The 6,413-nt window shown below is 69.2% G+C and carries 4 protein-coding genes; all 4 read right to left on the bottom strand.

Translation table 11 applies throughout. The features are described from left to right. Position 1 precedes the first annotated feature (1 nt). The 4 genes from ACR9ZJ_RS00510 to ACR9ZJ_RS00525 are packed head-to-tail and all read right to left on the bottom strand — an operon-like array spanning position 2 to position 6,302. Positions 2–1,381, bottom strand: a complete 1,380-nt coding sequence (locus ACR9ZJ_RS00510; protein ID WP_481280340.1) for an efflux RND transporter periplasmic adaptor subunit — start codon at positions 1,379–1,381, stop codon at positions 2–4. Positions 1,382–1,385: 4 nt separating this feature from the next. After that, on the bottom strand, positions 1,386–2,177 hold the full coding sequence (locus tag ACR9ZJ_RS00515) for an efflux RND transporter periplasmic adaptor subunit (RefSeq protein WP_481286481.1): 792 nt from the start codon (positions 2,175–2,177) through the stop codon (positions 1,386–1,388). Next, a complete protein-coding gene (locus ACR9ZJ_RS00520; RefSeq protein ID WP_481286482.1) occupies positions 2,174–4,096 on the bottom strand; it encodes a TolC family protein in 1,923 nt (640 codons plus the stop codon). Before ACR9ZJ_RS00520 ends, ACR9ZJ_RS00515 begins: the two co-directional genes overlap by 4 nt. Positions 4,097–4,151: 55 nt before the next feature. Then, the gene (locus ACR9ZJ_RS00525; protein ID WP_481286483.1) at positions 4,152–6,302 is read right to left on the bottom strand and encodes a VCBS domain-containing protein; all 2,151 of its coding nucleotides are present in this window, start codon (positions 6,300–6,302) and stop codon (positions 4,152–4,154) included. Between the last annotated feature and the right edge of the window lie 111 nt (positions 6,303–6,413).

Here is a 6,413-nt window from a genome sequence, read left to right on the forward strand (position 1 = left end):
GTCAGAGCCCGCACCAGGCGCGCACGGCGGCCAGCGGACGGCGCAACATCAGGTAACCGAACACGCTCCAGCGCCCCGAGACGCGCGCCGTGCCTTGCAGGCCGATACGCGCACCGGGCGGCGTGCCATCGATCGTCCCGCGCAGCACGTAGCTGGCGACACCGTTGGGTGCCTCCACCGGCTGGTAACCGGCGTAGTCGAGCTTCGCGTCGAGCGGGTCCAGCGGCGCGACCTTGAGGAAGACGGTCATGGGAGCGCCTTCGGCCAGGTTGGTCGGCTCGCCCACCGGGGCCCACGCGCGCACGCCCAGCGCATGCGGGTCGGCAAGCAGGCCGATGCGCTCACCGGTCTGCACGGGACGGCCGGACCAGTCGTCCGGATCGGAATAGACGAACACGCCGTCGGCCGGCGCGCGGATGGCCAGCTTGTCCACTTCCCGCTGCAACGAGACCACGTCCACCTGGCGCTCGCGCCACTTGCCTTCGGCCATGCCCAGGTCGGCCTTGGCGTTCTGGTTCTCGATGGCCTGTTGCGCGGCCTGGTGCATCTCCACGCTCGCCGTGGCCAATTCGGCCTGCGCGACGGCGAGCTTGTTGCGCAGGGTCGTGTCGTCCAGTTCGGCGAGGACCTGCCCCGCCTTCACCGGCGCGTTGGGCAGGACCGTCATGCGATGGATCACGCCCTCGCGCGGCGAAGCGATCACCTGGCTCCGCGTCGAGATCACCTCGGCGGGAACGAGCGTGTATTCGCGCACGGGGATCAGCAGCACCACCAGCAACACGGCCAGTGCGTAGCGCAAGCGTCGTCCGCTGGTGGCCGCTTCCCACCAGCGCCGCCAGCGCGAGGGCCGCGCGACCAGCGACCACCAGGCATAACCGTAGAGGTTGGCGAGCTGAAGCAGTGCGAACTCGGCGCTGTCCGGGGTGAGCGTCGTGGGCCAGGCCTGGTCCCGTGCGAGCACGAGCAGCGCATCGACATGGCGATCGGGGCCCATCAGTGGCAGCACCCACACGTGCGCCGGCAGCCATTCGCTCCACTCCGCGGCCAGTTCCTCGCCGAGCATGCCGGGCGAAAGCGGCAGGACGCGGGCGCCAGCGGGCAGCTCGGCGCACTGCGGAGCGATCCGCCGTGCGACGGCGGACAACCACAGCGCATAAGGCGTATTGGGATCGGGCTCGGCCAGCCCGGAATGGGCGGCAAGGCGGGGGCTCCGTCCCGGGGGCGTCGCCAGCAACGCGGCCTGCCGGTAGTCGACCAGGCTGCGCGTCTCGTTGCATGCGACGAAACCAAGCTCGGTCGCGGTCGCGGCACCCTCGGCGCGTGCGGCGAGCGCATAGAAGCGCGACGACGCGCTGGCGCCGGGGTTGTCCTGGGGATTCATCGTTTCAGCCCTGCCCGGTGCTCTTCGCCGGCGTCGCCCGACCGCTCATGCCCGGCAGGACACGGCTCGTATCGCCTTCGAAATCGGCCTCGATCTCGATCGTCTGGCTGACCGCGTCGACGCGGCCGCTGAGGCGCGTCACGGTGAGAGGGTGGTGTTCGCCGGTCTCGTCGACGGCGGCGTCCAGGTGCGCGCCCGGCTTGAGCCAGCCGATCCAGCTGGACGGCACGTTCAGTCGCGCCTTCGGCGTGCCGGTACCGACCAGTTCGATCACCGGGGCACCCGGCGACACGCCCTGCCCTTCCTTCACGTGGATGCGCGCCACACGGCCGTCGAACGGCGCCACGAACCGGCACTGCGCCAGTTGCGCGTCGAAGATGCGCATCTGGCTGCGCGTGCGGTTGACGTCGGCGGCGGTGAGTTCGACTTCCAGCGCGGCGGCGGATTGCAGGCCCTGCAACTTCGCCTTCGCCTCGTAGCGCAACTGCGCCGCCTTGTACTCGGCGTCGGCAGCCGCGCGCCGGGCATCCACGTCGCTGCAATCGAGCGAGACCAGCAACTTGCCCTTCGCGACGGTATCGCCCAACTGCACGTACACGCGTGCGACGCGTCCCCCAGCCACCGCGGACAACGGGCTTTCCCGATCGGCCACCACGAGGAAGCGTACGGGAGCCTGGGCCGACGCCGCCGTCGTGGATTGGACCTGCGCGGCGACCGTGCAAGGCGTCCCCCAGGCGAGCACGGCGCTGAAGGCGGCGAACGTCATCGCCTTCGGAATCATCGTCGCGTTCTTCATGGCTGGGCCGTGGCCGCCGTTTCCGGCGCGGCCGCGAGGCGGCGCACTTCCGCCATCACCGAGAGCGCCGCGGCTTCGGCCAGGGCGATCACCGAACGCGTGCTGGCGTCATCGGGGAGGAAGCTGCGATAGCTCTGCGTCAGCAGGCGCTTGCCGGCCGTGTCCTGCACCGTCACGTCCCACTGCGCGCGCGTCGCCGCCTTGCTCGGCGTGGCGCTGTAGTGCAGTTCCATCGCGAGGCTGTCCGCACCGCTGCCGAGGGCCAGGCGGTTGCCGGTCATCACCTTGCCGACGGCGTCGCGCACCGCCACGCCATCCACGCGCGGCGGCAAGCCGGTCACGCTAAGCTGGATCGGCCGGTCCACCGCGACGGCATCCGCGGATTGCGTGAACACGTGCTTCTCGCCGTCGACCAGGCTGGCCTGGATGGCCTTGGAGAGCGTCGGCACGTCGCTGCCCGCGACCTGCTCGGGCATCAGGTCGATGCCAACGGAGTTGAGCACGCGGCCGTACGCCGACTGCGCCGCCGCATAGGAGGACGCTTCCTGGAAGCGCGAGACCATCGAGCGCGCCTGCGTGCGCAGCGTTTCCAGCTCGCTGGTGAGCTGGTTGTTGGAACCGGCGCGGGCCACGCTCGCGAGGCGCTGGTCCACCTGCGCGGATTCCTGGGCGAGCTGGTGATCGTAGACGGCCAGCTTGTAGCGCTCCACGGAAACGCGCACCTGGGTCAGCACGGCCATGCTGAGCGCCATGCGGCGGGCGTCGTCGACCTTCATCCGCGCTTCGTTGGTGCGCTTGATCGCGGGCAGCCCGGCGAGGCGGATCAGGTTCATCGACATGCTGATGCCGCCCTGCGTCCAGTTCTCGTTGTACAGGTAGCTGTTGGAGTCGTAACCGATGCCGCCGAACAGGTTGAGGTTCGGGAACAGCGCGGCGATCTGCTTCTTGGTTTCGATCGCGTCGATGCGCGCCTTATAGTCTTCCTCGCGCAACTCCGGGCGCTGTTCCAGTGCCGTCTGCTCGAGCTGGTCGAGGTTGGACGGAACCTGCGAGAGCCGTGTCTCGGTGGCGTCGGCCAGCGTGAACTGCGTGCCGGGCGCGAGGTTCATCAGGGCGGCGAGTTCGCGCCTCGCGAATTCCATCTCCTGGCGCTTCTCGTTCACCAGGGTCATGGCGTCGAGCAAGGCGCGCTGGTATTCCAGCCCTTCGACCGGCGGCAGCACGCCCGCACGCTCGGCCTGGCGGGTCTTTTCCAGCGCGGCCTGGATGTTGTCGGCGAGCGCCTGGGTCTCCCCGAGGAGGCGCTGCGCACCCAGCGCGCGCCAGTAGGCGTCACGCACGTCCTGCACGATGTTCTGCAAGACCTTGCGGCGGCGCTCGTCGGTCACGTTGACGTCGTCGGCCTGCTGCTTCGCCCGGTAGTAGCTCAGGCCGAAGTCGAGCACATCCCACGACAACGTGGCGTCGGCGAGGTAATGCACGCGTTCCTCGGAGGTGGAAGGACGCAGGCTGACGATGCGGTCCTCGATACCGATGCTGGTGCCACCGGAGTCGTTGCTGCGCCAGCGGTAACCGGCGTCGGCGGTCAGCTTGGGCAGCATGTCGAGCTGGGAGACGTCGAGCAGGCCGCGCGACAGGGCGGTCTCCATCAGCTTGAGCCGATAGTCGAGGTTGTACTTGAGCGACCGCGCCATGACGTCGGACAAGGTCAGCGGAGCGCCGATCGGCTCCTGGTCCTTGTACATCGCCTGCTGGTCGTTCTTGACGCGCGTGGCGACCTCGTCGTGGGTGAGCGGCTTCGGCTTGACGGCGCCACAACCGGTAAGGAACACGGCGAGGGCCAGCGAGGCGACCAGCGGCGCGCGGCGCATGGCGAAAGTCGTCGGTGTGGTGGTCTTCATGGCATGGATGTGGTGCATGGAGATTCGGTCCTTGTGAACGTGGCCGGCGATGCGTGGATCGCCGGGTTCGCGATTAGTGGCGTGGCTGCGTGGGTGCGGGTGCGGTGGCCAACGGCACGGCGGCGGCCTTGGCCATCGCCGCGATCTGTGCCGTCAGCGATGGCGCACCGGCTGGCGTGGACGCCGGTGGTGGCACACGCATGGCGGTAGGTACCTCGTGCGCGGCCTTTGCGGGCTGCGTGCGTTCGACATGGGTCTGGACCGTTTTCTCCAGGTCATGGATGCGCGTGGGCGAGAACGGCGAGAAGTCGTCCCACAACACACTGGAACCCAGCCCGAAATCGTTGAGGGCGACACGCGCGCGGCTGTGCGCCTCGGCGAGCAACTGGCGCGAGAAGGCCACGCCGTCACGCAGCACGTGCTGGGTGTTCGACGGGTCCAGCGGCGCGTCGCCGAGGTCCGAGGTGGGATCGTAGCGGCCCGTGATCCACTGGTTGTGCCAGCGCATCGTGTCGCCCTGCGACTGGTCCACCGCCGGCAGGACGAACAGGCCCGGCTCGTAACCCTGGCGGATGTCGCGCGTGGTCCGGTCGTAGGCGGTGGGGAAGATCTGGTCGCCCCAGCGTGCCTGCATCGGCGGCGTCGTGCCCTGGATCGTGATGGTGAGGCGTGCTTCGCTCACATCGCCATCGGCGTCCGTGATGGTGTAGACGAACACTTCGCTCAGCGTGCGGCTGGCGTCCAGCGAACTCACCCTCGGGTTGCGCACATCGAGCTGGTACGTGTACGTGCCGTCCGCGTTGAGGATCAACGTGCCGAACTCGCCACGGCTGCCGCCACCGATCGTTCCCATGGTGCCGAGATTGGCCGATACCACGCCGGTGAGCGGGCCACCGGCCGCCGGGCCGTCGGCACCGATGCGGTCGGAACCGTCGTGCGAGGAACCCTTGCCGGTGAACACATTGCCACTGGCGCCGGTCTGCCCGGCATCCTGGACGATGGTGGCGCTGTCGTCGCGTGCGACAGGCACGTCATCGGCGATGTCGACCACCAGCCTGCCGGTGGACACGCCACCGGTCACGTCGGTGACGCCCAGCGCGATGACATCGCTGGTGGACGTCGAACCGGGCTGCTGCAACGCACGGTCGAGCGTGTAGGTGTAATCGAGCGTACCCGCCGTGGCCACGCCATTCACCGTCGTGGTGGCGGTGAAGCCGGTGAGCACGAGCGTGCCGTCCGGCGTGACGATGGTGACCGGATGCTGCGGGCTCAGCGCGGACAACTGCTCCGGCGTGAGCGTGGTGCCGCCCACGGTGACGCTGGCGAGGCCGTCCAGGGCGCTCAGGTCGATATGGCCGCTGGTGGTGTCGCTACCGCCGCCATCGACCAGGCCCGGCTCGCCGACCTCGGCGTGGCCGCCGACGTTGCCGTCCCGGTCCACGGGGACGATCGACGGGTTGCCGTCGGTCACGCCACCGATCGTGATGGTCAGCGTCGCGGTGCTGCTGTCGCCATCGGCATCGGTGATGACGTAGGTGAAGGTTTCGGTGAGCGTCTGCCCGTCCTTCAGTGCGTTCACGGCAGGGTTGTCGTTGTCGAGCGCGTAGCTGTAGCTGCCGTCGGCGTTGAGCGTGAGCGTGCCGTAGCTGCCGCCGAGCGGCGAACCGACGGAACCCGCGGTGCCGTGGAAGCCGACCGCGCTGACCGGCGTGGCGGTACCGTCGGCACCGACGCGGTCGTTCACCAGCACCGACCCGGTGACGCCGGCGGTGTTCTCGGTGACGGCCGCCGTATCGTCGTGGGCCGTCGGCACATCGTCGACGATGTTCACGACGAGGGTTCCCGCCGCCGTGTCGCCACCCGCGTCGGTGACGGTCAGCGCGATGTTCTCGGTGCTATCGGTGGCGCCCGGCTGCGAGGCGGCGCGGTCCAGCGTGTAGGTGTAGCTGAGCGTGCCGGCCGTGGGGACGCCGCCGACGGTCGAGGTCGGATTGAAGCCGGTGAGCACGAGCGTGCCGTCCGGCGTCGTGATGGTGACCGGCGAACCGCTGCCGAGCGCGGCGAGCTGCGCGGTGGTGAGCGTGGTGCCGCCCACCGTCACGCTGGCGAGCCCATCGTCGGCGGTCAGTTCGATGCTGCCGGTGGTGACCTGCGACCCGTCGTGATCGACCAGGCCCGCCTCGACGACGGTGGCGTGACCCGCCGCGCCACCGTTGCCGTCCACGGGCGCGATCGACGGTGCGCTGTCGGTATGGCCGTGGATGGTGATGGTGAGCGTCGTGGTGCTGGTGTCGCCGTCCGCGTCGACGATGGTGTCTGTCTCTTATACACATCT

Source organism: Luteibacter sp. KNZ12-1A (assembly GCF_056755675.1).